General features: G+C 56.2%; 21 protein-coding genes. 17 read left to right on the top strand and 4 right to left on the bottom strand.

Annotated elements, in window-relative coordinates; all coding sequences use genetic code 11:
• Positions 1-101 precede the first annotated feature (101 nt).
• The 4 genes from KHQ23_RS03365 to map form a co-directional block, all read right to left on the bottom strand.
• The gene (locus KHQ23_RS03365; RefSeq protein WP_002889292.1) at positions 102-488 is read right to left on the bottom strand and encodes a DUF3461 family protein; all 387 of its coding nucleotides are present in this window, start codon (positions 486-488) and stop codon (positions 102-104) included.
• 107 nt (positions 489-595) lie between these two features.
• Positions 596-1,420, bottom strand: a complete 825-nt coding sequence (dapD, locus tag KHQ23_RS03360; protein ID WP_002889295.1) for a 2,3,4,5-tetrahydropyridine-2,6-dicarboxylate N-succinyltransferase — start codon at positions 1,418-1,420, stop codon at positions 596-598.
• A gap of 30 nt (positions 1,421-1,450) precedes the next feature.
• Entirely contained in the window at positions 1,451-4,114 is a 2,664-nt protein-coding gene (gene glnD, locus KHQ23_RS03355; protein WP_211776920.1) for a bifunctional uridylyltransferase/uridylyl-removing protein GlnD, read from the bottom strand.
• 57 nt (positions 4,115-4,171) lie between these two features.
• On the bottom strand, positions 4,172-4,966 hold the full coding sequence (map, locus tag KHQ23_RS03350; protein WP_004212705.1) for a type I methionyl aminopeptidase: 795 nt from the start codon (positions 4,964-4,966) through the stop codon (positions 4,172-4,174).
• 322 nt (positions 4,967-5,288) lie between these two features.
• Between map and rpsB the strand changes: the two genes are divergently transcribed.
• The 17 genes from rpsB to accA all read left to right on the top strand — a co-directional run bounded on the left by rpsB (position 5,289) and on the right by accA (position 24,899).
• Positions 5,289-6,014 carry a 30S ribosomal protein S2 gene (gene rpsB, locus KHQ23_RS03345; protein WP_002889299.1) on the top strand — a complete coding sequence of 242 codons (726 nt, stop codon included), beginning with the start codon at positions 5,289-5,291 and terminating at the stop codon, positions 6,012-6,014.
• A 119-nt stretch (positions 6,015-6,133) separates the two neighbouring features.
• A complete protein-coding gene (gene tsf / locus KHQ23_RS03340; RefSeq protein WP_004151930.1) occupies positions 6,134-6,985 on the top strand; it encodes a translation elongation factor Ts in 852 nt (283 codons plus the stop codon).
• Between the two features lie 150 nt (positions 6,986-7,135).
• Positions 7,136-7,861 (top strand): UMP kinase, encoded by a 726-nt coding sequence (pyrH, locus tag KHQ23_RS03335; protein WP_002889306.1) that lies wholly within the window; start codon positions 7,136-7,138, stop codon positions 7,859-7,861.
• A gap of 150 nt (positions 7,862-8,011) precedes the next feature.
• The gene (gene frr, locus KHQ23_RS03330) at positions 8,012-8,569 is read left to right on the top strand and encodes a ribosome recycling factor (protein WP_002889308.1); all 558 of its coding nucleotides are present in this window, start codon (positions 8,012-8,014) and stop codon (positions 8,567-8,569) included.
• 228 nt (positions 8,570-8,797) lie between these two features.
• Positions 8,798-10,000 carry a 1-deoxy-D-xylulose-5-phosphate reductoisomerase gene (ispC, locus tag KHQ23_RS03325; protein ID WP_020804565.1) on the top strand — a complete coding sequence of 401 codons (1,203 nt, stop codon included), beginning with the start codon at positions 8,798-8,800 and terminating at the stop codon, positions 9,998-10,000.
• Positions 10,001-10,237: 237 nt separating this feature from the next.
• Positions 10,238-10,996: a (2E,6E)-farnesyl-diphosphate-specific ditrans,polycis-undecaprenyl-diphosphate synthase gene (ispU, locus tag KHQ23_RS03320; protein ID WP_002889316.1), complete on the top strand. Its 759-nt coding sequence runs from the start codon at positions 10,238-10,240 to the stop codon at positions 10,994-10,996.
• A gap of 12 nt (positions 10,997-11,008) precedes the next feature.
• On the top strand, positions 11,009-11,866 hold the full coding sequence (cdsA, locus tag KHQ23_RS03315; RefSeq protein WP_002889318.1) for a phosphatidate cytidylyltransferase: 858 nt from the start codon (positions 11,009-11,011) through the stop codon (positions 11,864-11,866).
• An 11-nt stretch (positions 11,867-11,877) separates the two neighbouring features.
• Positions 11,878-13,230, top strand: coding sequence for a sigma E protease regulator RseP (gene rseP / locus KHQ23_RS03310; RefSeq protein WP_002889320.1), 1,353 nt, complete (start codon positions 11,878-11,880; stop codon positions 13,228-13,230).
• A 31-nt stretch (positions 13,231-13,261) separates the two neighbouring features.
• Positions 13,262-15,691, top strand: coding sequence for an outer membrane protein assembly factor BamA (gene bamA, locus KHQ23_RS03305; RefSeq protein ID WP_004177357.1), 2,430 nt, complete (start codon positions 13,262-13,264; stop codon positions 15,689-15,691).
• Between the two features lie 121 nt (positions 15,692-15,812).
• Positions 15,813-16,298 carry a molecular chaperone Skp gene (gene skp, locus KHQ23_RS03300; RefSeq protein WP_002889325.1) on the top strand — a complete coding sequence of 162 codons (486 nt, stop codon included), beginning with the start codon at positions 15,813-15,815 and terminating at the stop codon, positions 16,296-16,298.
• A 3-nt stretch (positions 16,299-16,301) separates the two neighbouring features.
• Complete coding sequence (gene lpxD, locus KHQ23_RS03295; RefSeq protein WP_002889327.1) at positions 16,302-17,327, top strand: UDP-3-O-(3-hydroxymyristoyl)glucosamine N-acyltransferase; 1,026 nt, start codon at positions 16,302-16,304, stop codon at positions 17,325-17,327.
• A 105-nt stretch (positions 17,328-17,432) separates the two neighbouring features.
• On the top strand, positions 17,433-17,888 hold the full coding sequence (fabZ, locus tag KHQ23_RS03290) for a 3-hydroxyacyl-ACP dehydratase FabZ (protein ID WP_004145858.1): 456 nt from the start codon (positions 17,433-17,435) through the stop codon (positions 17,886-17,888).
• A 3-nt stretch (positions 17,889-17,891) separates the two neighbouring features.
• Positions 17,892-18,680 carry an acyl-ACP--UDP-N-acetylglucosamine O-acyltransferase gene (gene lpxA, locus KHQ23_RS03285; RefSeq protein ID WP_004177356.1) on the top strand — a complete coding sequence of 263 codons (789 nt, stop codon included), beginning with the start codon at positions 17,892-17,894 and terminating at the stop codon, positions 18,678-18,680.
• Entirely contained in the window at positions 18,680-19,831 is a 1,152-nt protein-coding gene (gene lpxB / locus KHQ23_RS03280; RefSeq protein ID WP_004177355.1) for a lipid-A-disaccharide synthase, read from the top strand. Before lpxA ends, lpxB begins: the two co-directional genes overlap by 1 nt.
• The gene (gene rnhB / locus KHQ23_RS03275; protein ID WP_002889376.1) at positions 19,828-20,427 is read left to right on the top strand and encodes a ribonuclease HII; all 600 of its coding nucleotides are present in this window, start codon (positions 19,828-19,830) and stop codon (positions 20,425-20,427) included. Before lpxB ends, rnhB begins: the two co-directional genes overlap by 4 nt.
• 17 nt (positions 20,428-20,444) lie before the next feature.
• Complete coding sequence (gene dnaE / locus KHQ23_RS03270) at positions 20,445-23,927, top strand: DNA polymerase III subunit alpha (protein ID WP_004177353.1); 3,483 nt, start codon at positions 20,445-20,447, stop codon at positions 23,925-23,927.
• A gap of 12 nt (positions 23,928-23,939) precedes the next feature.
• Positions 23,940-24,899 (top strand): acetyl-CoA carboxylase carboxyl transferase subunit alpha, encoded by a 960-nt coding sequence (accA, locus tag KHQ23_RS03265; protein WP_004145855.1) that lies wholly within the window; start codon positions 23,940-23,942, stop codon positions 24,897-24,899.
• The last annotated feature ends 57 nt before the right edge of the window (positions 24,900-24,956 follow it).

The raw sequence follows: 24,956 nt of genomic DNA, 5'->3' as shown, positions 1-24,956 counted from the left end.
ATGCCGGGCAGCGACGCGCCATACCCGGCCTGGACGATGCATGCTGTCTGGAGTGGATAGAGACCACCAGCCCGGCCAGGCAACGCGCCGCCGGGATGCTCTTACTTACGGGTGAGCTTTTCCAGATCGGCTTCGATTTCGCTGATCTTATTGGTGACCACGCTTTCCAGATGGCGTAAATCGTCGAGGATTTTACGCTTGAGATCGATTTCAGTGCGATCGCGCTGGCAGATCTGATCCAGCTCGTCGATAACGTAGCGCAGATTGGGGCTGATCTCCTGGACCTCTTTGTAGCCCTGGCCGACGCCGTCGGCGACGACGGTTTTGCGCTGACGCGGATATTTGAACTTCACGCTCTTGGCGAAGAATTCGCCTTTGTCTTTCTGAAAATAGATTTTCAGAATGTCGTTGTTAGCTTCCTGCCGCAGGCTATAGCGATCGATCTCATCAGGGTTGGTAATGCCAAGACTTTTCAGATTATCGTACATAACGGTACCTTTGATAGCATCATAACCATTGAATAATTAACGAAAAAATCCATTTTCGCCAGCATCAAATATAAAAAAAGCGGGATATCTCCCGCTTTTTATTTGCTTTAGTCGATGGTGCGCAGCAGCTCGTTAATGCCGACCTTGCCGCGGGTTTTGGCATCGACTTTCTTCACAATCACCGCGCAGTACAGGCTGTATTTACCATCTTTCGACGGCAGGTTGCCTGAGACCACCACCGAGCCAGCCGGTACGCGGCCGTAGAAGACTTCGCCGGTTTCGCGATCGTAGATTTTGGTGCTCTGACCGAGGTAAACGCCCATGGAGATGACGGAGCCTTCTTCGACAATCACCCCTTCAACCACTTCAGAGCGCGCGCCGATGAAGCAGTTATCTTCGATGATGGTCGGGTTCGCCTGCAGCGGCTCCAGTACGCCACCGATGCCGACACCGCCGGACAGATGCACGTTTTTACCGATCTGTGCGCAGGAGCCGACGGTGGCCCAGGTATCAACCATGGTGCCTTCGTCAACGTAGGCGCCGATGTTAACGTAGGACGGCATCAGCACAGTGTTGCGGGCGATGAACGCGCCCTGGCGCACGGCGGCCGGCGGTACCACGCGGAAACCTTCTTTCTGGAAACGCGCTTCGTCGTAGTCAGCGAATTTCATCGGCACTTTATCGAAGTAGCGGCTTTCCGCACCATCGATAACCTGGTTATCGTTAATACGGAAAGAGAGCAGTACCGCCTTCTTCAGCCACTGATGCGTTACCCACTGACCGTCGATCTTCTCAGCGACGCGCAGCGCGCCGGAATCAAGAAGGGCGATAACCTGGTTAACCGCTTCGCGGGTCACGGTATCCACATTAGCCGGCGTAATGTCGGCGCGACGCTCGAAAGCGGACTCAATAACGTTCTGTAACTGCTGCATTGTTTCTTTCCATTCACTAAAAAAAATACGTCACCCTTTATCGTTTGGATTGAGGGCCGCTGTCAACCGTTGTTGCACTTCTTGTTGCAGCTCATTATTAAGGGCACGCCGGTCGGCGGTGGCGATTATAAATAAATCTTCTACTCGCTCACCAATTGTCGTAATTCGCGCCCCGTGAAGCGATATCCCGAGGTCGGCGAACACCTGCCCGACGCGGGCGAGCAGCCCGGGCTGGTCGAGCGCTATCAGCTCCAGAAACGATTTTCGGTCGGTATGGGTCGGCAGGAAATTCACCTCGGTGTCCACGGAAAAATGGCGTAGCTTTGCCGCCTGACGACGCGGGGCCGGAGGCTGCCAGCTGCGCTGAGTGATGGTCTGCTCCAGCCCCTGGCGGATCGCCTCGTGGCGGTCGGCGGAAAGGGGGCTGCCGTCGGGCTCAAGGACGATAAAGGTATCCATCGCCATACCGTCGCGGGTGGTGAAGATCTGCGCGTCGTGGACGCTGAGGTTGCGACGGTCAAGTTCGCCACACACCGCGGCGAACAGGTAAGGGCGATCCGGGCTCCAGATAAAAATCTCCGTACCACCGCGGGTAGCCTGCGAGCTCAGCAGGATCATCGGTTTATTCAGATCGTGGCGCAGCAGGTTGCGGGCGTGCCAGGCGAGCTGCGTCGGCGTATGTCGCACGAAATAGTTGGCGCGGCAGCGGTTCCAGATCTGATGCAGCGCCTCTTCATTAATATTGTCCATCCGCAGCAGGGCCAGCGCCTGCAGCTGATGGTGACGCACTCGTTCGCGCATGTCCGGGGTGCTTTGCATGCCGCGACGCAGCTGCTTCTCGGTGGCGAAATAGAGTTCACGCAGCAGGCTCTGCTTCCAGCTGTTCCACAAGGTTTCGTTGGTGGCGCAGATATCGGCGACGGTCAGACACACCAGATAGCGCAGACGATTTTCCGTTTGCACCTCCTCGGCGAACTGCTTAATCACCTCCGGATCCTGAATATCGCGCCGCTGGGCGGTGACCGACATCAGCAGGTGGTGACGCACCAGCCAGGCGACCAGCTGCGTTTCGCGCGAGTTCAGCCCGTGCAGCTCGGCAAACTTCAGCACATCCTGCGCGCCGAGGATCGAGTGGTCGCCGCCGCGCCCTTTGGCGATGTCGTGGAACAGGGCGGCAATTAAGATCAGCTCCGGGTGCGTTAAGCGCGGCCACAGCTCCACGCACAGCGGGTGGCGGCTGCGGGTTTCTTCTTTGGCAAAGCTTTCCAGCTTGAGCATCACCCGGACGGTGTGTTCATCGACGGTGTAGGCGTGAAACAGGTCGAACTGCATCTGGCCGACGATATGCGACCACTGCGGCATATAGGCCCACAGTACGCTGTGGCGATGCATCGGCAGCAGCCCGCGACTTACCGCCCCCTGATGGCGCAGCATACTAAGAAAGAGCGTGCGCGCCTCCGGGATATAGCACAGCGGCTGGGTGAGATGACGGCGGGCGTGGCGCAGATGGCGCAACGTCGTTGAGTAGATGCCGGTGATGGTGCTGTTGCGCACCATGATATAAAACATGCGCAGAATGGCCTGCGGTTCGCGAATAAACAGCGTGTCGTCACGCAGATCGATAAGGGTGCCGCGCAGCTTGAAATCATCATCGATCGGGCGTGGTTTTTCATCCTCGGTCAGGGCGAGGATAGCCTCCTCAAACAGCTGAAGCAGCATCTGATTCAGCTCGCTCACCCGGCGGGTAACGCGGAAGAAGTCCTTCATCATATGCTCAATCGGCTGGTTGCCGTCGCCTTCATAGCCTAGCCGGCGGGCCACGCTGAGCTGGCGGTCGAAAAGCAGACGGTTGTCATAGCGCGTGAGTTCGAGATGCAGCGCGAAACGGATGCGCCACAGCTGATGCAGACACTCATTGAGTTCATTGCGCTCGGCTTCGGTCAGAAAGCCGAAGCCGACCATCTCATCCATTGAGGTGGCGCCGAAATGGCGGCGAGCCACCCACTGTAGCGTATGGATATCGCGCAAGCCGCCGGGGCTGCTTTTCACGTCCGGCTCGAGGTTATAGCTGGTGCCATGATAGCGCTGATGACGGACGTTCTGCTCTTCGACCTTGGCGGCGAAGAACTTTTCCGATGGCCAGAAGCCGTCGCTAAAAATATGTTTTTGCAGTTCAAGGAACAGCGCGACGTCGCCGATCAGCAGGCGCGATTCGATTAAGTTGGTGGCAACGGTCAGATCCGAGAGACCTTCCAGCAGGCACTCTTCGAGGGTGCGTACGCTGTGGCCCACCTCCAGCTTGACGTCCCACAGCAAGGTGAGCAGTTCGCCGACTTTTTGCGCCTGGTCGTCCGGCAGTTTTTTACGACTGAGGATCAGCAGATCGACGTCTGAGAGCGGGTGCAGTTCGCCACGGCCATAGCCGCCGACGGCGACCAGCGCCAGGTCGCTGACGGATTCAAAACCGTAGGCGATCCATAATCGCTGCAGCAACTGGTCGATAAATTCGGTGCGCGCCGCGATGAGCTGCTCCGCGACGATGCCGGAGTCAAACGCCTCGCCCAGCCAGTGCTGGAAGGTATCGATGTGCGCCTTGATTGCGGCACAGTTCAGATCGCCCTGGGGCCAACTCACCGGGTGTTCCGGCGGGACGGGCAGGAGAGGGGAGGCTGTGTCAGGTAATGAGTTGCTCATCGCGTCACCATAAGAAAAAACTATCTAATAAAAAAGCCGGCGGGCGCCGGCTTTTCATCATTCATCGTGCGAGATTATCGCCGGGATGGTGTCATCCTTGCGTAGCGTCAGAATTTCGCAGCCGTTGTCTGTCACCACAATAGTATGCTCGTACTGCGCAGACAAGCTCCGGTCTTTGGTTTTCACCGTCCAGCCGTCTTTCATGCTGCGGATCTCTTTTTTACCGGCGTTGACCATCGGCTCGATGGTGAAGGTCATGCCTGGTTTGAGTACGACGTTGGTCTCCGGCGAATCGTAGTGCAGTACCTGAGGCTCTTCATGGAAGCCGCGGCCGATGCCGTGGCCACAGTACTCGCGAACCACGGAGAAACCTTCGGCTTCCACAAATTTCTGGATCGCCGCGCCGATCGCGCGCAGGTTGATCCCCGGTTTAACCATCTTCAGCGCCAGGTACAGGCTTTCCTGAGTGATGCGGCACAGGCGCTCGCCGAGAATCGTCGGTTTGCCAACGATAAACATTTTGGAGGTATCGCCATGGAAATCATCTTTAATGACGGTCACGTCGATATTCACGATATCGCCATCTTTCAGCAGCTTGCCGTCATCAGGGATACCGTGACAGACCACTTCATTGACCGAAATGCAGACGGATTTCGGATAGCCGTGATAGCCGAGGCAGGCGGAAATGGCCTTCTGCTCGTTAACGATATAGTCGTTACAGATGCGGTCCAGTTCGCCGGTGCTGACGCCCGGTTTGACGTAGGGTTCGATCATTTCCAGCACTTCGGCGGCCAGACGGCCGGCAACGCGCATTTTTTCGATGTCTTCAGATGTCTTAATAGAGATAGCCATGGAGTATGTCCAGCAGTGTCGATTTTTTCGACAATAATAGAGTAAGTCCTGTCAATGGTAACAGTCTGGGCAGGCTGGTGCCAAACTGAGAATCATTAACAGCACGCGACGTCAACAAGAGTTGGTGTCTGGATGGATTTTGTGGTATAAAGCGCGCCGGACTTCCGTTCCATCTCAGATACACAAGGATGGACGTAAGCGACATAGCTCACTTTGTGTAATAACACACACGTATCGGCACATATTCCGGGGTGCCCTTCGGGGTCGGTAATATGGGATACGTGGAGGCATAACCCCAATTTAATCTATAGAGGTTTTAAACATGGCAACTGTTTCCATGCGCGACATGCTCAAGGCTGGTGTTCACTTCGGTCACCAGACCCGTTACTGGAACCCGAAAATGAAGCCTTTCATCTTCGGCGCGCGTAACAAAGTTCACATCATCAACCTTGAGAAAACCGTACCGATGTTCAACGAAGCTCTGGCTGAACTGAACAAGATCGCTGCTCGTAAAGGTAAAATCCTTTTCGTTGGTACTAAGCGCGCTGCAAGCGAAGCGGTAAAAGACGCTGCTCTGAGCTGCGATCAGTTCTTCGTGAACCATCGCTGGCTGGGCGGTATGCTGACTAACTGGAAAACCGTTCGTCAGTCCATCAAACGTCTGAAAGACCTGGAAACTCAGTCCCAGGACGGTACTTTCGACAAGCTGACCAAGAAAGAAGCGCTGATGCGCACTCGTGAGCTGGACAAGCTGGAAAACAGCCTGGGCGGTATCAAAGATATGGGCGGCCTGCCGGACGCACTGTTCGTTATCGACGCTGACCACGAGCACATCGCTATCAAAGAAGCAAACAACCTGGGCATCCCGGTATTTGCTATCGTTGATACCAACTCTGATCCGGACGGCGTAGACTTCGTTATCCCGGGTAACGACGATGCAATCCGCGCAGTAAGCCTGTACCTGGGCGCTGTTGCTGCTACCGTTCGTGAAGGTCGCTCTCAGGACCTGGCTTCTCAGGCGGAAGAAAGCTTCGTAGAAGCTGAATAATAAGGTTTAAGCCCTTATTAGTACCGTGTATGAATAGGGGCCCATTATCGGCCCCTTTTTTCAATTTACGCTGTTTGGCCGTTGGCCGGGCAGTATCCACATCTCCCGAGGATTTTAGAATGGCTGAAATTACCGCTTCCCTGGTAAAAGAGCTGCGCGAACGTACTGGCGCAGGCATGATGGATTGCAAAAAAGCGCTGACTGAAGCGAATGGCGACATCGAGCTGGCAATCGAAAACATGCGTAAATCCGGCGCGATCAAAGCGGCGAAGAAAGCAGGCAACGTGGCTGCTGACGGCGTGATCAAAACCAAAATCGAAGGCAACTACGGTTACATTCTGGAAGTTAACTGCCAGACTGACTTCGTTGCTAAAGATGGTGGTTTCCAGGCATTTGCCGACAAAGTACTGGACGCCGCTGTTGCAGGTAAAATCTCCGACGTTGAAGTTCTGAAAGCGCAGTTCGAAGAAGAACGTGTTGCGCTGGTTGCTAAAATCGGCGAGAACATCAACATCCGTCGTATCGCTGTTCTGGAAGGCGACGTTCTGGGCAGCTACCAGCACGGTGCGCGTATCGGCGTTCTGGTTGCCGCTAAAGGCGCTGACGAAGAGCTGGTTAAGCAGCTGGCAATGCACGTTGCTGCAAGCAAGCCGGAATTCGTTAAGCCGGAAGACGTGTCTGCTGAAGTGGTAGAGAAAGAGTACCAGGTTCAGCTGGACATCGCGATGCAGTCCGGTAAGCCGAAAGAAATCGCAGAGAAAATGGTTGAAGGCCGCATGAAGAAATTCACCGGCGAAGTTTCTCTGACTGGTCAGCCTTTCGTTATGGAGCCGAGCAAATCTGTTGGCCAGCTGCTGAAAGAGCACAACGCTGACGTGACTGGCTTCATCCGCTTTGAAGTGGGCGAAGGCATTGAGAAAGTTGAGACTGACTTTGCAGCAGAAGTTGCTGCGATGTCCAAGCAGTCTTAATTTTTAAAAAAAGGAGCCGCCTGAGGGCGGCTTCTTTTTGCGCCCATTTTGTAAATTCAGCCAACTGCTTATAGTGGCCGCGCTGAAATGCGACATACAATGTCGCCGGAATTAACACATCTCATTCGTTGACAGTCTCAGGAAAGAAACATGGCTACCAATGCAAAACCCGTCTACAAACGTATTCTGCTGAAATTAAGTGGCGAAGCGCTGCAGGGCTCAGAAGGCTTCGGTATTGATGCAAGCATACTTGACCGCATGGCTCAGGAGATCAAAGAGCTGGTTGAGCTGGGTATTCAGGTTGGCGTAGTAATTGGTGGCGGTAACCTGTTCCGTGGTGCTGGTCTGGCGAAAGCGGGTATGAACCGCGTTGTGGGCGACCACATGGGCATGCTGGCAACGGTCATGAACGGCCTCGCAATGCGTGATGCGCTCCACCGCGCCTATGTGAACGCTCGTCTGATGTCCGCCATTCCGCTGAACGGCGTATGCGACAACTACAGCTGGGCAGAGGCGATCAGCCTGCTGCGCAACAACCGCGTAGTGATCCTCTCCGCTGGTACCGGCAACCCGTTCTTTACCACCGATTCCGCAGCCTGCCTGCGCGGTATCGAAATTGAAGCCGATGTGGTGCTGAAAGCCACTAAGGTTGACGGCGTATTCACCGCTGACCCGGCAAAAGATCCTTCTGCCACCATGTACGATCAGCTGACCTACAGCGAAGTTCTGGAAAAAGAGCTGAAAGTCATGGATCTGGCGGCCTTCACCCTGGCGCGTGACCATAAATTACCGATTCGCGTCTTCAACATGAACAAACCTGGCGCCCTGCGTCGCGTGGTGATGGGCGAAAAAGAAGGCACATTGATCACGGAATAATTCCCGTCAGCGCCAAATCCGGGTAATATTCCGCTTTACTTTCGCGGGGATATTGCCCGGTGATTTTCATTAAATCTGACTATACTTAGCTCATTTTCCGACGGGTGTCCCGTCTGGTCTGACTGAGACAAGCTTTCAAGGATTCGTAACGTGATTAGCGATATCAGAAAAGATGCTGAAATCCGCATGGAAAAATGCGTCGAAGCATTCAAAAACCAAATCAGCAAAATTCGCACGGGTCGTGCTTCTCCGAGCCTGCTGGACGGGATTGTTGTTGAATACTACGGTACTCCGACCCCGCTGCGCCAGCTGGCCAGCGTCACTGTCGAAGACTCCCGTACCCTGAAAATCAACGTCTTTGACCGTTCTATGTCCGCGGCCGTTGAAAAAGCGATCATGGCCTCAGACCTCGGTCTGAACCCAAGCTCTGCCGGCAGCGATATTCGTGTCCCGCTGCCGCCGCTGACCGAAGAGCGTCGTAAAGACCTGACCAAGATCGTGCGTGGTGAAGCCGAGCAGGCGCGCGTTGCCGTGCGTAACGTTCGCCGTGACGCCAACGATAAAGTCAAAGCGCTGCTGAAAGAAAAAGAGATCAGCGAAGATGACGATCGCCGTTCTCAGGACGACGTGCAGAAAATGACTGACGCCGCCATCAAAAAAGTTGACGCGGCGCTGGCAGACAAAGAAGCGGAACTGATGCAGTTCTAATGCTCTGCCCTTACTCGGGCCAGACAGGCTCTGGCCTGAGTAAAATCTGAAACGCCGTACAGAAGACTGTACGCTCAATTCTCGGGATTGCGTTGCAACCGCTGGCCTTGTAGCCTTTAGCGCTTAGTTGAAGGCCTAATGCCGCCGTCTCATCCCCGATAGTTGCTGCGTAGGGGCTTGCTGGCGGCGTTTTGCTTTTTATTCTGTTTCCACTCTTCTGGACGTCTCATGAAGCAATTAACCGTTCTCGGTTCGACCGGCTCCATTGGCTGTAGCACGCTGGACGTGGTGCGCCATAACCCTGGTCGCTTTTCCGTCGCCGCGCTGGTCGCGGGGAAAAACGTTGACCGTATGGTTGAACAATGCCTGGAATTTACCCCCCGTTACGCGGTGATGGACGATGCGCAAAGCGCTGAGCGGTTGCGCACCGGTCTGCATGAGCATGGCAGTCGCACCGAGGTGCTAAGCGGCCAGCAGGCGGCGGCCGAGGTCGCGGCGCTGGATGAGGTCGATCAGGTCATGGCGGCAATCGTCGGCGCGGCGGGACTGGTGCCGACGCTGGCGGCGATCCGCGCCGGGAAAACGGTATTGTTAGCGAATAAAGAATCGCTGGTGACCTGCGGTCGCTTATTCATGGAGGCGGTGCAACAGTCGGGGGCGCGATTGCTACCGGTCGATAGCGAGCATAACGCTATTTTTCAGAGTATGCCGGAGACAATTCAGCAGCATCTGGGATACGCTGATCTTGCCCGGAATGGCGTCTCGTCAATCCTGCTGACCGGCTCCGGTGGGCCTTTCCGCGAGACGGCCGTGGCTGAACTGGCGGCGATGACCCCGGATCAGGCCTGCCGTCATCCCAACTGGTCGATGGGGCGCAAGATCTCCGTCGATTCGGCCACGATGATGAACAAAGGCCTGGAATATATTGAAGCGCGCTGGCTGTTTAACGCCTCGGCCCAGCAGATGGAAGTGCTGATCCATCCGCAGTCGGTGATCCACTCGATGGTTCGCTATCAGGATGGCAGCGTGCTGGCCCAGCTTGGGGAGCCGGATATGCGCACGCCGATCGCCCATACCATGGGCTGGCCGCAGCGACTGAATTCCGGCGTTAAACCGCTGGACTTCTGTCAGTTGAGCAATCTGAGCTTCTCCGCGCCGGACTATACGCGATATCCGTGCCTGAAGCTGGCGATGGACGCGTTTGACGTCGGCCAGGCCGCGACCACGACGCTGAATGCGGCTAATGAAGAGTCGGTTGCCGCGTTTCTGCATGGCGATATCCGCTTTACCGATATTGCGGCGGTTAACCTGGCGGTGCTGGATAAGATGGACCTGCAGGAGCCGCAAAGCATTGATGATGTTCTGGTTATCGACGCCGAGGCGCGCGCAATCGCTCACCAGCAGCTGCAGCGGTTGGTTGCGCAGGCGTAACGCGGTGATATTTGTGGGCGCAAGGCTTCGGTGATATAGTCTGCGCCACCCGATCGTTGCATTTTGTTGTTAAAGATTACGGTGGCCGTGACAAAACACGGCTTTTTTGCGTAAAGCTTTTGGTTGTTCTCTGCGATTGGCTGCAGCCCCGGCACCGGATAAAAATGCGTATCCAGCGCGGCCCGGTGGCCTCTGTTTGGTGGCTAGTTAATCCTTATTATGGACTTAAAACGCGTGATGTTGTCTGCTAATCAAACTGTCAGCGAAATATCGCCCACCCATGGCTGCCGTCATGTCGCCATTATTATGGATGGCAACGGCCGTTGGGCGAAACGGCAAGGTAAAATTCGCGCTTTCGGGCATAAGGCCGGGGCGAAATCCGTGCGTCGCGCGGTCTCCTTCGCGGCGAATAATGGGATTGAGGCGTTAACGTTATACGCGTTCAGCAGCGAAAACTGGAACCGTCCGGCTCAGGAAGTCAGTGCGCTGATGGAACTGTTCGTCTGGGCGCTGGATAGCGAAGTCAAAAGCCTGCACCGACACAATGTGCGTCTGCGGATTATTGGCGACACCACGCGCTTCAATGCGCGCCTGCAGGAGCGGATCCGCAAAGCGGAAGCGCTAACCGCAAACAATACCGGCTTAACGCTGAATATTGCAGCCAATTACGGCGGTCGCTGGGATATTACCCAGGGCGTTCGTTTGCTGGCGAAACAGGTACAGGACGGGACGCTGCTGCCTGAGCAGATCACGGAAGACATGCTGAGTCAGCAGGTCTGCATGCATGAACTGGCTCCCGTTGATTTAGTTATTAGGACCGGGGGAGAGCACCGAATAAGTAACTTTCTGATTTGGCAAATTGCCTATGCCGAACTTTACTTTACGGATGTTCTTTGGCCCGATTTTGCTGAACAGGACTTTGAAGGTGCACTCCATGCCTTTGTTAATCGAGAGCGTCGTTTCGGCGGCACTGAGCCGGGTGGCAGTCATGCCTGATGGGGGTCACTTTTGCTGAAGTATCGCCTGATATCTGCTTTCGTCTTAATCCCCATCGTCATTGCGGCATTGTTTTTATTGCCGCCGATGGGCTTTGCTATCGTCACCCTGGTGGTCTGTATGCTCGCCGCCTGGGAGTGGGGACAACTGAGCGGTTTTACCTCGACGTCGCAGCGGGTTTGGCTGGCGGTGCTGTGCGGCCTTCTGCTGGCGGCGATGCTTTTTCTGCTGCCTGAATACCACTATGACGTTCATCAACCGATGGTTGAAGGGTCGCTATGGGCCTCTTTTGCCTGGTGGATCGTCGCGTTACTGCTGGTGCTCTCATACCCGGCGTCGGCGGCATTCTGGCGCCACTCTAAGGTGCTGCGCCTCATCTTCGGCATTCTGACCATCGTCCCGTTTTTCTGGGGCATGCTGGCGCTGCGCGCCTGGCACTATGCCGATAACCACTATAGCGGCGCGCTGTGGCTGCTGTACGTCATGATCCTGGTGTGGGGCGCGGACTCTGGCGCCTATATGTTTGGTAAAATGTTTGGCAAGCACAAGCTGGCGCCGAAGGTCTCACCGGGTAAAACCTGGCAGGGCTTTTTTGGCGGTTTGCTGACCGCGGCAGTGATTTCCTGGGCCTACGGCGTGTGGGCCCATCTTGACGTCACGCCGACGGTGCTGCTGGTCTGTTCGGTGGTGGCGGCCCTGGCTTCGGTGCTGGGCGACCTGACGGAAAGTATGTTTAAGCGCGAGGCCGGCATTAAGGATAGCGGGCACTTGATTCCCGGACATGGTGGTATTCTCGATCGTATCGACAGCCTGACGGCGGCGGTACCGGTCTTCGCCTGTCTGCTACTGTTGGTCTTCAGGACGATTTGACGGAAGGTTATATGCTGAGCGTGCTCTGGAATCTGGCGGCTTTTATCATTGCGCTTGGCGTACTGATTACGGTGCATGAGTTTGGCCATTTTTGGGTGGCGCGCCGCTGCGGTATCCGGGTTGAGCGTTTTTCTATCGGCTTCGGCAAAGCGCTGTGGCGGCGGATGGATAAGCAGGGCACAGAGTTCGTCATCGCCCTGATCCCACTGGGCGGCTACGTCAAGATGCTGGATGAGCGTGTTGAAGCGGTGGCGCCGGAGATGCGTCACTATGCCTTCAACAATAAAACCGTCGGTCAGCGTGCGGCGGTGATTGCCGCCGGCCCCATCGCTAACTTCATTTTCGCTATCTTTGCTTACTGGCTGGTCTTTATCATCGGCGTTCCCGGCGTGCGGCCGGTGGTGGGTGAAATAACGCCCAATTCGGTTGCCGCGCAAGCACAAATTGCAAAAGGAACGGAACTTAAAGCGATAGATGGTATCGAAACGCCTGATTGGGATGCGGTGCGTCTGCAGCTGGTGGCCAAAATCGGCAACCCGCAAACAATAGTTACCGTCGCCCCTTTCGGGACCAATCAGCGCCAGGATAAAATCGTCGATCTGCGGCACTGGTCGTTTGAGCCAGACAAGCAAGATCCCGTGACCTCGCTGGGGATCCAGCCGCGCAGCGCGCAGATTGATACGGTGCTGGCTGAGGTTCAGGCGGGATCGGCAGCCCAGAAAGCGGGTTTGCAAGCGGGCGACCGGATCGTTAAAGTCGATGGTCAACCGTTAACGCAGTGGATGACGTTTGTTAATCTGGTGCGCGATAATCCGGGCAAAGCGCTGGCGCTGGAGATTGAACGGCAGGGGAGTGTGCTGCCGTTAACCCTGACGCCGGATGCGAAAACGGTGAAAGGTAAGGCGGAAGGGTTCGCAGGGGTGGTGCCAAAGGTCATCCCGCTGCCTGAAGAATACAAGACAGTACGTCAGTACGGACCGTTTGCCGCCATCGCTGAAGCCACGGATAAAACCTGGCAGCTGATGTCGCTGACGGTCAGGATGCTGGGTAAATTGATAACCGGTGATGTCAAACTGAACAACCTCAGTGGGCCGATCTCTATCGCTCAGGGGGCTGGAATGTCAGCGGAGTTTGGGTTGATTTATTATCTGATGTTCCTGGCGCTGATTAGCGTGAACCTCGGAATCATCAACCTGTTCCCTCTACCCGTACTGGATGGGGGACATCTGCTGTTTTTAGCGATTGAAAAGCTGAAGGGCGGGCCGGTATCCGAGCGAGTTCAAGACTTTAGTTATCGCATTGGCTCAATACTGCTGGTGCTGTTAATGGGGCTTGCACTTTTCAATGATTTCTCTCGGTTATAAGAGAGTTTGTTAGGAAGAACGCATAATAACGATGGCGATGAAAAAGTTGCTCATAGCGTCGCTGCTGTTTAGCAGCGCGACTGTATACGGTGCTGAAGGGTTCGTGGTGAAGGACATTCATTTCGAAGGCTTGCAGCGTGTCGCTGTTGGTGCGGCCCTCCTCAGTATGCCAGTGCGTCCTGGCGATACGGTGACCGACGATGATATCAGTAACACTATTCGCGCGCTGTTTGCCACTGGCAACTTCGAGGACGTCCGCGTCCTGCGCGATGGTGATACCCTGCTGGTGCAGGTGAAAGAGCGTCCGACGATCGCCAGCATCACCTTCTCCGGCAACAAGTCGGTGAAAGATGACATGCTGAAGCAGAACCTTGAGGCCTCAGGCGTTCGGGTGGGCGAGTCGCTTGACCGCACGACCATCGCGGATATCGAGAAGGGTCTTGAAGACTTCTACTACAGCGTCGGTAAATACAGCGCCAGCGTCAAAGCAGTCGTTACGCCGCTGCCGCGTAACCGTGTCGATTTGAAGCTGGTCTTCCAGGAAGGCGTCTCCGCAAAAATTCAACAGATCAACATCGTCGGCAACCATGCGTTTTCGACCGATGAGCTGATCTCCCACTTCCAGCTGCGCGATGAGGTGCCGTGGTGGAACGTGGTCGGCGACCGTAAATACCAGAAGCAGAAGCTAGCGGGCGACCTTGAAACCCTGCGCAGCTACTACCTGGATCGCGGCTATGCCCGTTTCAACATCGATTCTACCCAGGTCAGCCTGACGCCGGATAAGAAAGGGATCTACATCACCGTCAACATCACCGAAGGCGATCAGTACAAGTTTTCCGGAGTGCAGGTGACGGGCAACCTCGCTGGCCATTCCGCGGAAATCGAAGCGCTGACTAAAGTTGAGCCAGGCGAACTGTACAACGGCGCGAAAGTGACCAAGATGGAAAACGACATCAAGAAACTGTTGGGTCGTTATGGTTACGCCTATCCGCGCGTGCAGTCGCAGCCGGAGATCAACGACAGCGATAAAACCGTTAAGCTGCACGTTAACGTCGACGCAGGCAACCGTTATTACGTGCGTAAAATTCGCTTCGAAGGCAACGACACCTCTAAAGATGCCGTACTGCGCCGCGAAATGCGCCAGATGGAAGGCGCATGGCTGGGCAGCGACCTCGTCGATCAGGGTAAAGACCGTCTCAATCGTTTAGGTTTCTTTGAAACGGTGGATACTGATACCCAGCGCGTGCCGGGCAGCCCGGACCAGGTCGACGTTGTCTACAAGGTGAAAGAGCGTAACACCGGTAGCTTCAACTTCGGTATCGGCTACGGCACCGAGAGCGGCGTCAGCTTCCAGGCGGGCGTTCAGCAGGATAACTGGTTAGGTACTGGCTATGCTGTCGGGATCAACGGTACCAAAAACGACTACCAGACCTATACCGAGCTGTCGGTGACCAACCCGTACTTCACCGTAGACGGTGTAAGCCTCGGCGGTCGTGTCTTCTATAATGACTTTGATGCAAACGATGCGGATCTGTCTGACTATACCAACAAAAGCTATGGTACAGACATTACGCTGGGCTTCCCGGTCAATGAATACAACACGCTGCGCGCCGGCGTCGGTTATGTGCATAACTCCCTGTCCAATATGCAGCCGCAGGTGGCAATGTGGCGTTACCTTAACTCGATGGGCCAGTATCCGGACAACACCAACGACCGGAACTCGTTCAGTGCGAATGACTTCACCTTCAACTACGGTTGGACCTATAACAAGCTTGACCGCGGCTTCTTCCCAACGGAAGGTTCGCGCGTCAACCTGAACGGTAAGGTGACCATTCCGGGCTCAGACAACGAGTACTACAAAGCGACGCTGGATACCGCGACCTACGTGCCGATCGACAACGATCATCAGTGGGTAGTACTGGGTCGTACGCGCTTTGGTTATGGCGATGGTATCGGCGGCAAAGAGATGCCGTTCTATGAGAACTTCTATGCCGGTGGTTCCAGCACCGTGCGTGGCTTCCAGTCGAACACCATTGGTCCGAAGGCGGTGTACTTCCCGTCGAGCAGCCGTCATGATGGCGATAGCGGTTATACCAATGACTGTAAGAGCACCGAATCCGCACCGTGTAAATCCGATGATGCGGTTGGCGGTAACGCGATGGCGGTGGCCAGCCTTGAGCTGATTACCCCGACGCCGTTTATTAGTGACAAATATGCGAACTCGGTCCGGACTTCCGTCTTCTGGGATATGGGTACCGTATGGGATACTCACTGGGATTCGAGCGCGTACGCGGGTTATCCGGATTACAGCGATCCGAGCAACATCCGTATGTCTGCGGGTATTGCCGTGCAGTGGATGTCGCCGTTGGGGCCGTTGGTCTTCTCCTACGCCCAACCGTTCAAAAAGTACGATGGAGACAAAGCCGAACAGTTCCAGTTTAACATTGGTAAAACCTGGTAATTGTTGGCGGCAACGGAATGCAAGTGCAGTATAGCGCTGACCGTAGGCGATAACGCGTTTATCGCCTCGCCACGCAAATAACGGTACCCCTGGGTACTCATGGGATGGTAAGGAGTTTATTGTGAAAAAGTGGTTATTAGCTGCAGGTCTGGGTTTGGCAATGGTAACTTCCGCTCAGGCGGCAGATAAAATTGCCCTGGTGAACATGAACAGCCTGTTCCAACAGGTTGCCCAGAAAACTGGCGTTTCCAACACGCTGGAAAACGAGTTCAAAGGCCGCGCTAGCGAACTGCAGCGTATGGAAGGCGACCTGCAGTCCAAAATGCAGCGTCTGCAGTCCATGAAGCCGGGCGCCGATCGTACCAAACTGGAAAAAGACGTGATGGCACAGCGCCAGACCTTCTCCCAGAAAGCGCAGGCGTTTGAACAGGATCGCGCACGTCGTTCCAACGAAGAGCGTGGCAAACTGGTTACCCGTATCCAGACTGCCGTACAGAGCGTAGCGAAAGATCAGAGCATCGATCTGGTGGTTGACGCGAATGCCGTTGCATATAACAGCAGCGATGTAAAAGACATCACCGCTGATGTGCTGAAACAGGTTAAATAAGTAATGCCTTCAATTCGACTGGCTGATCTCGCGCAGCAGTTGGATGCAGAATTACACGGTGATGGCGATATCGTCATCACCGGCGTTGCGTCCATGCAGAGCGCGAAAACGGGCCAAATCACTTTCATGGTCAACCCTAAGTACCGTGAGCACCTGGCCGCTTGCCAGGCTTCTGCCGTTGTGATGACGCAGGATGATTTACCTTTTGCCCATAGCGCCGCTCTGGTAGTGCGTAACCCCTACCTGACCTACGCGCGCATGGCTCAAATTCTGGATACCACGCCGCAGCCGGCTCAGGATATCGCGCCGAGCGCGGTCATCGATCCGTCGGCGAAGCTGGGTAGTAACGTTGCCATCGGCGCCAACGCGGTTATCGAATCCGGCGTAGTGCTGGGCGATAACGTAGTTATCGGCGCAGGCTGCTTCGTTGGGAAAAATACGAAAATAGGCGCCGGCTCGCGTTTGTGGGCTAATGTGACCGTTTACCATGAGATTGAGATCGGCGAGAATTGCCTGATTCAGTCCAGCACGGTGATTGGCGCGGATGGCTTCGGCTACGCTAACGATCGCGGTAACTGGGTGAAGATCCCGCAGCTGGGTCGCGTCATTATTGGCGATCGCGTGGAGATCGGCGCCTGCACCACGATTGACCGTGGTGCGCTGGACGATACCGTGATTGGCAACGGGGTTATCATCGATAACCAGTGCCAGATTGCGCATAACGTGGTGATTGGCGACAATACCGCGGTCGCTGGCGGCGTTATCATGGCGGGCAGCCTGAAAATTGGCCGCTACTGCATGATTGGCGGCGCCAGCGTGATTAACGGCCATATGGAAATCTGCGATAAGGTCACCGTCACGGGGATGGGGATGGTGATGCGTCCTATCAGCGAACCTGGCGTATATTCCTCCGGTATTCCGCTGCAGCCGAACAAGGCGTGGCGTAAAACCGCTGCGCTGGTGATGAATATCGACGAGATGAGCAAGCGCCTGAAAGCGATTGAGCGCAAGGTTAATCAACAAGACTAATTCATCATTTGGTCACATGACATTTCCGGCCTGTTGCATTCGCTAAAAGATTGCCGCAGGCCGTGTTATTATTGCCTTTTAGTACATTTAGACAGGAAGAGTATTTTGACTACTGACACTCATACTCTGCACATTGAAGAGATTCTGGAACTTCTGCCTCACCGTTACCCGTTCCTGCTGGTAGACCGCGTGCTGGATTTTGAAGAAGGTCGTTTTCTGCGCGCAGTAAAAAATGTTTCTGTAAACGAGCCGTTTTTCCAGGGGCACTTCCCTGGTAAGCCGATTTTGCCGGGCGTCCTGATTCTGGAAGCAATGGCGCAAGCCACCGGGATTCTGGCGTTCAAAAGCGTCGGAAAACTGGAACCAGGCGAGCTGTACTACTTCGCGGGTATCGATGAAGCACGCTTCAAACGCCCGGTAGTACCAGGCGATCAGATGATTATGGAAGTCACTTTCGAGAAAACCCGCCGCGGCCTAACCCGTTTCAAAGGCGTTGCGCTGGTTGACGGTAAAGTGGTTTGCGAAGCGACGATGATGTGTGCGCGTAGCCGGGAGGCCTGATACGTGATTGATAAAACCGCTTTTGTTCATCCTACCGCCATTGTAGAAGAAGGCGCCGTGATTGGCGCTAACGTCCACATTGGTCCGTTTTGTATTGTTGGCGCTAACGTCGAAATCGGCGAAGGCTCCGTGCTGAAGTCTCACGTTGTCGTTAACGGCCACACCAAAATCGGCCGTGACAATGAGATCTATCAGTTCGCTTCCATCGGCGAAGTTAACCAGGATCTGAAATATGCTGGCGAACCGACCCGGGTGGAAATTGGCGATCGCAACCGCATTCGCGAAAGCGTCACCATTCATCGCGGCACAGTACAGGGCGGTGGATTAACAAAGGTGGGCAACGATAACCTGCTGATGATCAACGCCCACGTGGCGCACGATTGTACGCTTGGCGATCGCTGCATTCTGGCCAATAACGCGACGCTCGCGGGCCATGTTTCGCTGGATGATTATGTCATTATCGGCGGCATGACGGCGGTGCATCAGTTCTGCGTCATTGGCTCACACGTTATGGTTGGCGGCTGCTCCGGCGTGGCGCAGGACGTTCCGCCGTTCGTAATTGCCCAGGGCAACCATGCGACGCCGTTCGGCGTTAACATCGAAGGGCTGAAACGCCGCGGCTTCAGCCGGGAAGCAATCACCGCGATCCGCAACGCGTATAAACTGCTGTACCGCAGCGGCAAAACGCTGGAAGAAGCCAAGCCGGAAATTGCCGAACTGGCTGCTCAGCATCCTGAGGTTCAGCCGTTTGTCGATTTCTTCGCTCGTTCTACCCGCGGCTTGATTCGTTAATGGCTGAACAGCGTCCCCTGACGATTGCCCTGGTCGCCGGAGAAACCTCCGGCGATATTCTAGGCGCTGGTCTCATCCGCGCGCTTAAAGCACGCATCCCGAATGCGCGCTTTGTCGGCGTGGCGGGGCCGCTAATGCAGGCGGAAGGGTGCGAAGCCTGGTATGAAATGGAAGAGCTGGCGGTGATGGGCATTGTTGAAGTGCTCGGTCGCCTGCGTCGCTTACTCCATATTCGCGCCGATTTGACCCGCCGCTTCGGCGAGCTGCGTCCCGATGTCTTCGTCGGCATCGACGCCCCTGACTTTAATATCACCCTCGAAGGAAATCTGAAAAAGCAGGGCATCAAAACCATTCACTACGTCAGCCCGTCGGTCTGGGCCTGGCGACAAAAACGCGTTTTCAAAATCGGCAGATCCACCGATCTGGTGCTGGCCTTTCTGCCTTTCGAAAAGGCGTTTTATGACAAATTTAACGTCCCCTGCCGCTTTATTGGCCATACCATGGCGGATGCGATGCCGCTGGATCCTGACAAAGGCGCTGCGCGCGACCGGTTAGGGATCCCGCACAGCGTGCGCTGCCTCGCTCTGCTACCCGGCAGCCGCGGCGCGGAAGTCGAAATGCTTAGCGCCGACTTCCTGAAAACCGCGCAGCTTCTGCGCACCACCTATCCCGATCTGCAGGTGGTGGTGCCGCTGGTTAATGCTAAACGGCGGGAGCAGTTTGAGCGTATTAAAGCTGAGACGGCGCCGGATATGATCGTGCATATGCTGGACGGTCAGGCGCGCGATGCGATGATCGCCAGCGACGCCGCGCTGCTGGCCTCCGGGACGGCAGCGCTGGAGTGTATGCTGGCGAAATGCCCGATGGTGGTTGGCTACCGGATGAAGCCGTTCACCTTCTGGCTGGCGAAGCGGTTGGTAAAAACCGACTATGTCTCGTTACCGAACCTGCTGGCCGGTCGCGAACTGGTTAAAGAGCTGCTGCAGGATGAGTGCGAGCCCCAGGCGCTGGCAGCCGCTCTGCAGCCGCTGCTGGCCGATGGCAAAACCAGCCATGAGATGCATGAGACGTTCCGCGCCCTGCATCAGCAGATCCGCTGCAACGCCGATGAGCAGGCGGCGGACGCCGTACTGGAGTTAGCAAAACAATGATGGAGTTCGTCTATCCGCATACCCATCTGGTTGCCGGCGTCGATGAGGTCGGGCGTGGCCCCCTGGTTGGCGCGGTGGTGACCGCGGCGGTGATCCTCGATCCGGCGAAGCCGATTGTGGGTCTGAATGATTCCAAAAAACTCAGCGAGAAGCGTCGTCTGGCGCTGTTCGATGAGATTAAAGAGAAAGCGCTGTGCTGGAGCCTGGGGCGCGCCGAGCCGCACGAAATCGACGAGCTGAATATTCTGCATGCCACTATGCTGGCGATGCAGCGCGCCGTCGCCGGCCTGAGCATTGTTCCTGAGTTTGTCCTGATCGATGGCAACCGCTGTCCGTCGCTACCGATGCCCTCCCAGGCGGTGGTGAAAGGCGACAGCCGGGTGGCAGAAATCAGCGCAGCGTCTATTCTGGCAAAAGTCACTCGTGACGCCGAAATGGCCACGCTGGACCTCGCATTTCCCCACTACGGATTTGCCCAGCATAAAGGCTATCCCACCGCTGTTCACCTGCAGAAGCTGCAGGAACACGGCGCAACAGAGCATCACCGGCGCAGTTTTGGCCCGGTGAAGCGTGCCCTGGGCCTGGCGTCCAACTAAGTCACCGGGATCTAAAGATGGCTGAACCACGTTTCGTACACCTGCGGGTGCACAGCGACTATTCCATGATCGATGGGCTGGCAAAGACCGGGCCGCTGGTGAAGAAGGCGGCCTCGCTTGGCATGCCAGCGCTGGCGATCACCGATTTCACCAACCTCTGCGGACTGGTGAAGTTCTACGGGACGGGACACGGCGCGGGGATTAAGCCGATCGTCGGCGCCGACTTTCACGTGCAGTGCGACCTGCTCGGCGACGAATTTACCGAGCTGACCGTGCTGGCGGCGAACAACACCGGCTACCAGAACCTGACCCTGTTGATTTCCCGTGCCTATCAGCGCGGCTACGGCGCCCTGGGGCCGTGGATCGATCGCGACTGGCTGGTGGAACATCAGGAAGGGCTGATTCTGCTCTCCGGCGGCCGGAAAGGTGACGTCGGCGTCAGCCTGATCCGCGGCAATATGCCGCTGGTTGAACAGTGCGTCGCCTTCTACGAAGAGCATTTCCCGGACCGCTATTTTCTGGAGCTGATCCGTACCGGTCGACAGGATGAAGAGGCCTATCTCCACGCCGCCGTGGCGCTGGCGGAAGCGCGCGGCCTGCCGGTGGTGGCGACCAACGATGTCCGCTTTCTCGACACCAGCGATTTCGACGCCCATGAAATCCGCGTCGCGATCCACGACGGCTTTACGCTCGACGACCCGAAACGGCCGCGCAACTACTCGCCGCAGCAATATATGCGCAGCGAGGAAGAGATGTGCGAGCTGTTCGCCGATATTCCGGAAGCGCTGGCGAACAGCGTTGAAATTGCCAAGCGCTGCAACGTCACCGTGCGGCTTGGCGAATATTTCCTGCCGCAGTTCCCGACCGGCGATATGACCACGGAAGATTTCCTGGTCATGAAATCGAAAGAGGGTCTGGAAGAGCGGCTGGAATTCCTCTTCCCGGATCCTGCCGTCCGTGCTGAAAAGCGCCCGGAGTATGACCAGCGTCTGGATATTGAACTCCAGGTTATCAACCAGATGGGGTTCCCGGGCTACTTCCTGATTGTGATGGAGTTTATCCAGTGGTCGAAGGATAACGGCGTGCCGGTTGGCCCGGGACGCGGTTCCGGCGCCGGTTCGCTGGTGGCCTACGCGCTGAAGATCACCGATCTTGACCCGCTGGAGTTCGACCTGCTGTTCGAACGTTTCCTTAACCCGGAACGTGTCTCGATGCCCGACTTCGACGTCGACTTCTGCATGGAGAAACGCGACCAGGTTATCGAGCACGTGGCGGATATGTACGGCCGCGACGCGGTATCGCAGATCATCACCTTCGGTACCATGGCGGCGAAAGCGGTCATCCGCGATGTCGGTCGCGTGCTGGGTCACCCGTACGGATTTGTCGATCGTATCTCCAAGCTGGTGCCGCCCGATCCGGGCATGACGCTGGCGAAAGCCTTCGAGGCCGAGCCGCAGCTGCCGGAGATCTACGAGGCGGACGAAGAAGTGAAAGCGCTGATCGACATGGCGCGTAAGCTGGAAGGGGTGACGCGAAACGCCGGTAAACATGCCGGTGGGGTAGTTATCGCTCCAACCAAAATCACCGATTTCGCGCCACTGTATTGCGATGAGCAGGGGCTGCATCCGGTTACCCAGTTTGATAAGAACGACGTGGAATACGCCGGGCTGGTGAAATTCGACTTCCTCGGTCTGCGTACGCTCACTATCATTAACTGGGCGCTGGAGATGATCAACAAGCGCCGTGAGAAGAACGGCGAAGGGCCGCTGGATATCGCCGCCATCCCGCTGGATGACAAGAAAAGCTTCGACATGCTGCAGCGCTCGGAAACCACCGCGGTCTTCCAGCTTGAATCGCGCGGCATGAAAGATCTGATTAAACGCCTGCAGCCGGACTGCTTCGAAGATATGATCGCGCTGGTGGCTCTGTTCCGCCCGGGCCCGCTGCAGTCGGGGATGGTAGATAACTTTATCGACCGTAAGCATGGCCGCGAGGAGATCTCTTATCCGGACGTGCAGTGGCAGCATGAAAGCCTGAAACCGGTGCTGGAGCCAACCTACGGCATCATCCTGTATCAGGAACAGGTCATGCAGATTGCCCAGGTGCTGTCCGGATATACCCTCGGCGGCGCGGACATGCTGCGTCGTGCGATGGGTAAGAAAAAGCCGGAGGAGATGGCCAAGCAGCGTTCTATCTTTGAGGATGGGGCGAAGAAAAACGGCATAGACGGCGAACTGGCGATGAAAATCTTCGACCTGGTGGAGAAATTCGCCGGTTACGGATTTAACAAATCGCACTCCGCCGCCTACGCGTTGGTCTCCTACCAGACGCTGTGGCTTAAGGCGCACTACCCGGCCGAGTTTATGGCGGCGGTGATGACCGCCGATATGGACAACACCGAGAAAGTGGTTGGCCTGGTGGATGAGTGCTGGCGAATGGGGCTAAAAATCCTGCCCCCGGATATTAACTCCGGCCTGTACCATTTCCACGTTAACGACGATGGCGAGATCGTCTACGGCATTGGCGCCATCAAGGGCGTCGGCGAAGGACCGATCGAAGCGATTATTGAGGCGCGCAACAATGGCGGCTATTTCCGCGAGCTGTTCGACCTCTGCGCGCGAACCGATATTAAAAAGCTCAACCGTCGGGTGCTGGAAAAGCTGATTATGTCCGGGGCGTTCGATCGTCTCGGCCCACATCGCGCGGCGCTGATGAATTCGCTGGGCGATGCGTTGAAAGCCGCTGACCAGCACGCGAAAGCCGAGGCCATCGGCCAGGCTGATATGTTCGGCGTGCTGGCGGAAGAGCCCGAGCAAATTGAGCAATCCTACGCCAGCTGCCAGCCATGGCCTGAGCAGGTGGTGCTGGATGGTGAAAGGGAGACCCTGGGGCTATACCTCACCGGACACCCGATTAACCAGTATCTGAAGGAGATTGAGCGCTACGTCGGCGGCGTGAGGCTCAAAGACATGCATCCGACCGAACGTGGGAAAGTCACCACGGCGGCGGGGCTGGTGATTGCGGCGCGGGTAATGGTCACCAAGCGCGGCAATCGTATCGGCATCTGTACCCTGGATGACCGTTCCGGGCGGCTGGAAGTGATGTTATTCACCGACGCGCTGGATAAATATCAGCAGTTGCTGGAAAAAGACCGCATACTTATCGTCAGCGGACAGGTCAGCTTTGATGACTTTAGCGGGGGGCTTAAAATGACCGCCCGTGAAGTCATGGACATTGACGAAGCCCGGGAAAAATATGCTCGCGGGCTTGCTATCTCGCTGACGGACAGGCAAATTGATGACCAGCTTTTAAACCGACTCCGTCAGTCTCTGGAACCCCACCGTTCGGGAACCATTCCAGTGCACCTCTACTATCAGAGGGCGGATGCACGCGCGCGGTTGCGTTTCGGCGCAACATGGCGCGTCTCTCCGAGCGATCGTTTACTTAACGATCTGCGGGGCCTTATCGGCTCGGAGCAGGTGGAACTGGAGTTTGACTAATACAGGAATACTATGAGTCTGAATTTCCTAGATTTTGAACAGCCGATTGCAGAGCTGGAAGCGAAAATCGATTCCCTGACTGCGGTAAGCCGTCAGGATGAGAAACTGGATATTAACATCGACGAAGAAGTGCATCGTCTGCGTGAGAAAAGCGTAGAGCTGACGCGCAAAATCTTCGCCGATCTCGGTGCATGGCAGGTTGCGCAACTGGCGCGCCACCCGCGCCGTCCTTACACCCTGGATTATGTCCGCCTGGCGTTCGACGAATTTGACGAACTGGCCGGTGACCGCGCCTTCGCTGACGATAAAGCGATTGTCGGCGGTATCGCGCGTCTTGACGGTCGTCCGGTGATGATCATCGGCCACCAGAAAGGTCGTGAAACCAAAGAGAAAATTCGCCGCAACTTTGGGATGCCGGCGCCGGAAGGCTACCGCAAAGCGCTACGCCTGATGGAGATGGCTGAGCGGTTTAAAATGCCGATCATCACCTTTATCGACACCCCGGGCGCCTACCCGGGCGTCGGCGCGGAAGAGCGTGGCCAGTCGGAAGCGATCGCCCGCAACCTGCGTGAGATGTCGCGTCTGAGCGTGCCGGTTATCTGCACCGTAATCGGTGAAGGCGGCTCCGGCGGCGCGCTGGCGATCGGCGTGGGCGACAAGGTCAACATGCTCCAGTACAGCACCTATTCGGTCATTTCGCCGGAAGGCTGCGCCTCCATTCTGTGGAAGAGCGCGGATAAAGCGCCGCTGGCTGCGGAAGCAATGGGCATTATCGCCCCGCGTCTGAAAGAGCTGAAGCTGATCGATTCTATCGTTCCGGAACCGCTGGGCGGCGCTCACCGCAACCCGGAAGCGATGGCGGCAAGCCTGAAGGCGCAGCTGCTGGCAGACCTGGCAGACCTCGATCTGCTCAGCGAAGAAGAGCTGCTGAACCGCCGCTATCAGCGTCTGATGAGCTACGGTTACGCTTAACTTTTTCGTCAGGACTTAACACTAAGGGCCGGATTTTCCGGCCCTTTTTTTATGTGC

Source organism: Klebsiella sp. 64, assembly GCF_018223915.1.
Lineage (GTDB): Bacteria > Pseudomonadota > Gammaproteobacteria > Enterobacterales > Enterobacteriaceae > Klebsiella > Klebsiella pneumoniae.
Note: the sequence above shows the minus strand (reverse complement) of the source record. Positions and strands in the feature narration are given on the sequence as shown.

Excerpts from the sequence above, each read along its gene's own strand:
- tsf (WP_004151930.1), top strand. The coding sequence starts at position 6,134 with ATGGCTGAAATTACCGCTTCCCTGGTAAAAGAGCTGCGCGAACGTACT.
- ispC (WP_020804565.1), top strand. The coding sequence starts at position 8,798 with ATGAAGCAATTAACCGTTCTCGGTTCGACCGGCTCCATTGGCTGTAGC.
- map (WP_004212705.1), bottom strand. The coding sequence starts at position 4,966 with ATGGCTATCTCTATTAAGACATCTGAAGACATCGAAAAAATGCGCGTT.
- pyrH (WP_002889306.1), top strand. The coding sequence starts at position 7,136 with ATGGCTACCAATGCAAAACCCGTCTACAAACGTATTCTGCTGAAATTA.
- KHQ23_RS03365 (WP_002889292.1), bottom strand. The coding sequence starts at position 488 with ATGTACGATAATCTGAAAAGTCTTGGCATTACCAACCCTGATGAGATC.
- accA (WP_004145855.1), top strand. The coding sequence starts at position 23,940 with ATGAGTCTGAATTTCCTAGATTTTGAACAGCCGATTGCAGAGCTGGAA.
- bamA (WP_004177357.1), top strand. The coding sequence starts at position 13,262 with ATGGCGATGAAAAAGTTGCTCATAGCGTCGCTGCTGTTTAGCAGCGCG.
- lpxD (WP_002889327.1), top strand. The coding sequence starts at position 16,302 with ATGCCTTCAATTCGACTGGCTGATCTCGCGCAGCAGTTGGATGCAGAA.
- ispU (WP_002889316.1), top strand. The coding sequence starts at position 10,238 with ATGTTGTCTGCTAATCAAACTGTCAGCGAAATATCGCCCACCCATGGC.
- dnaE (WP_004177353.1), top strand. The coding sequence starts at position 20,445 with ATGGCTGAACCACGTTTCGTACACCTGCGGGTGCACAGCGACTATTCC.
- rseP (WP_002889320.1), top strand. The coding sequence starts at position 11,878 with ATGCTGAGCGTGCTCTGGAATCTGGCGGCTTTTATCATTGCGCTTGGC.
- glnD (WP_211776920.1), bottom strand. The coding sequence starts at position 4,114 with ATGAGCAACTCATTACCTGACACAGCCTCCCCTCTCCTGCCCGTCCCG.
- dapD (WP_002889295.1), bottom strand. The coding sequence starts at position 1,420 with ATGCAGCAGTTACAGAACGTTATTGAGTCCGCTTTCGAGCGTCGCGCC.
- rnhB (WP_002889376.1), top strand. The coding sequence starts at position 19,828 with ATGATGGAGTTCGTCTATCCGCATACCCATCTGGTTGCCGGCGTCGAT.
- lpxB (WP_004177355.1), top strand. The coding sequence starts at position 18,680 with ATGGCTGAACAGCGTCCCCTGACGATTGCCCTGGTCGCCGGAGAAACC.
- rpsB (WP_002889299.1), top strand. The coding sequence starts at position 5,289 with ATGGCAACTGTTTCCATGCGCGACATGCTCAAGGCTGGTGTTCACTTC.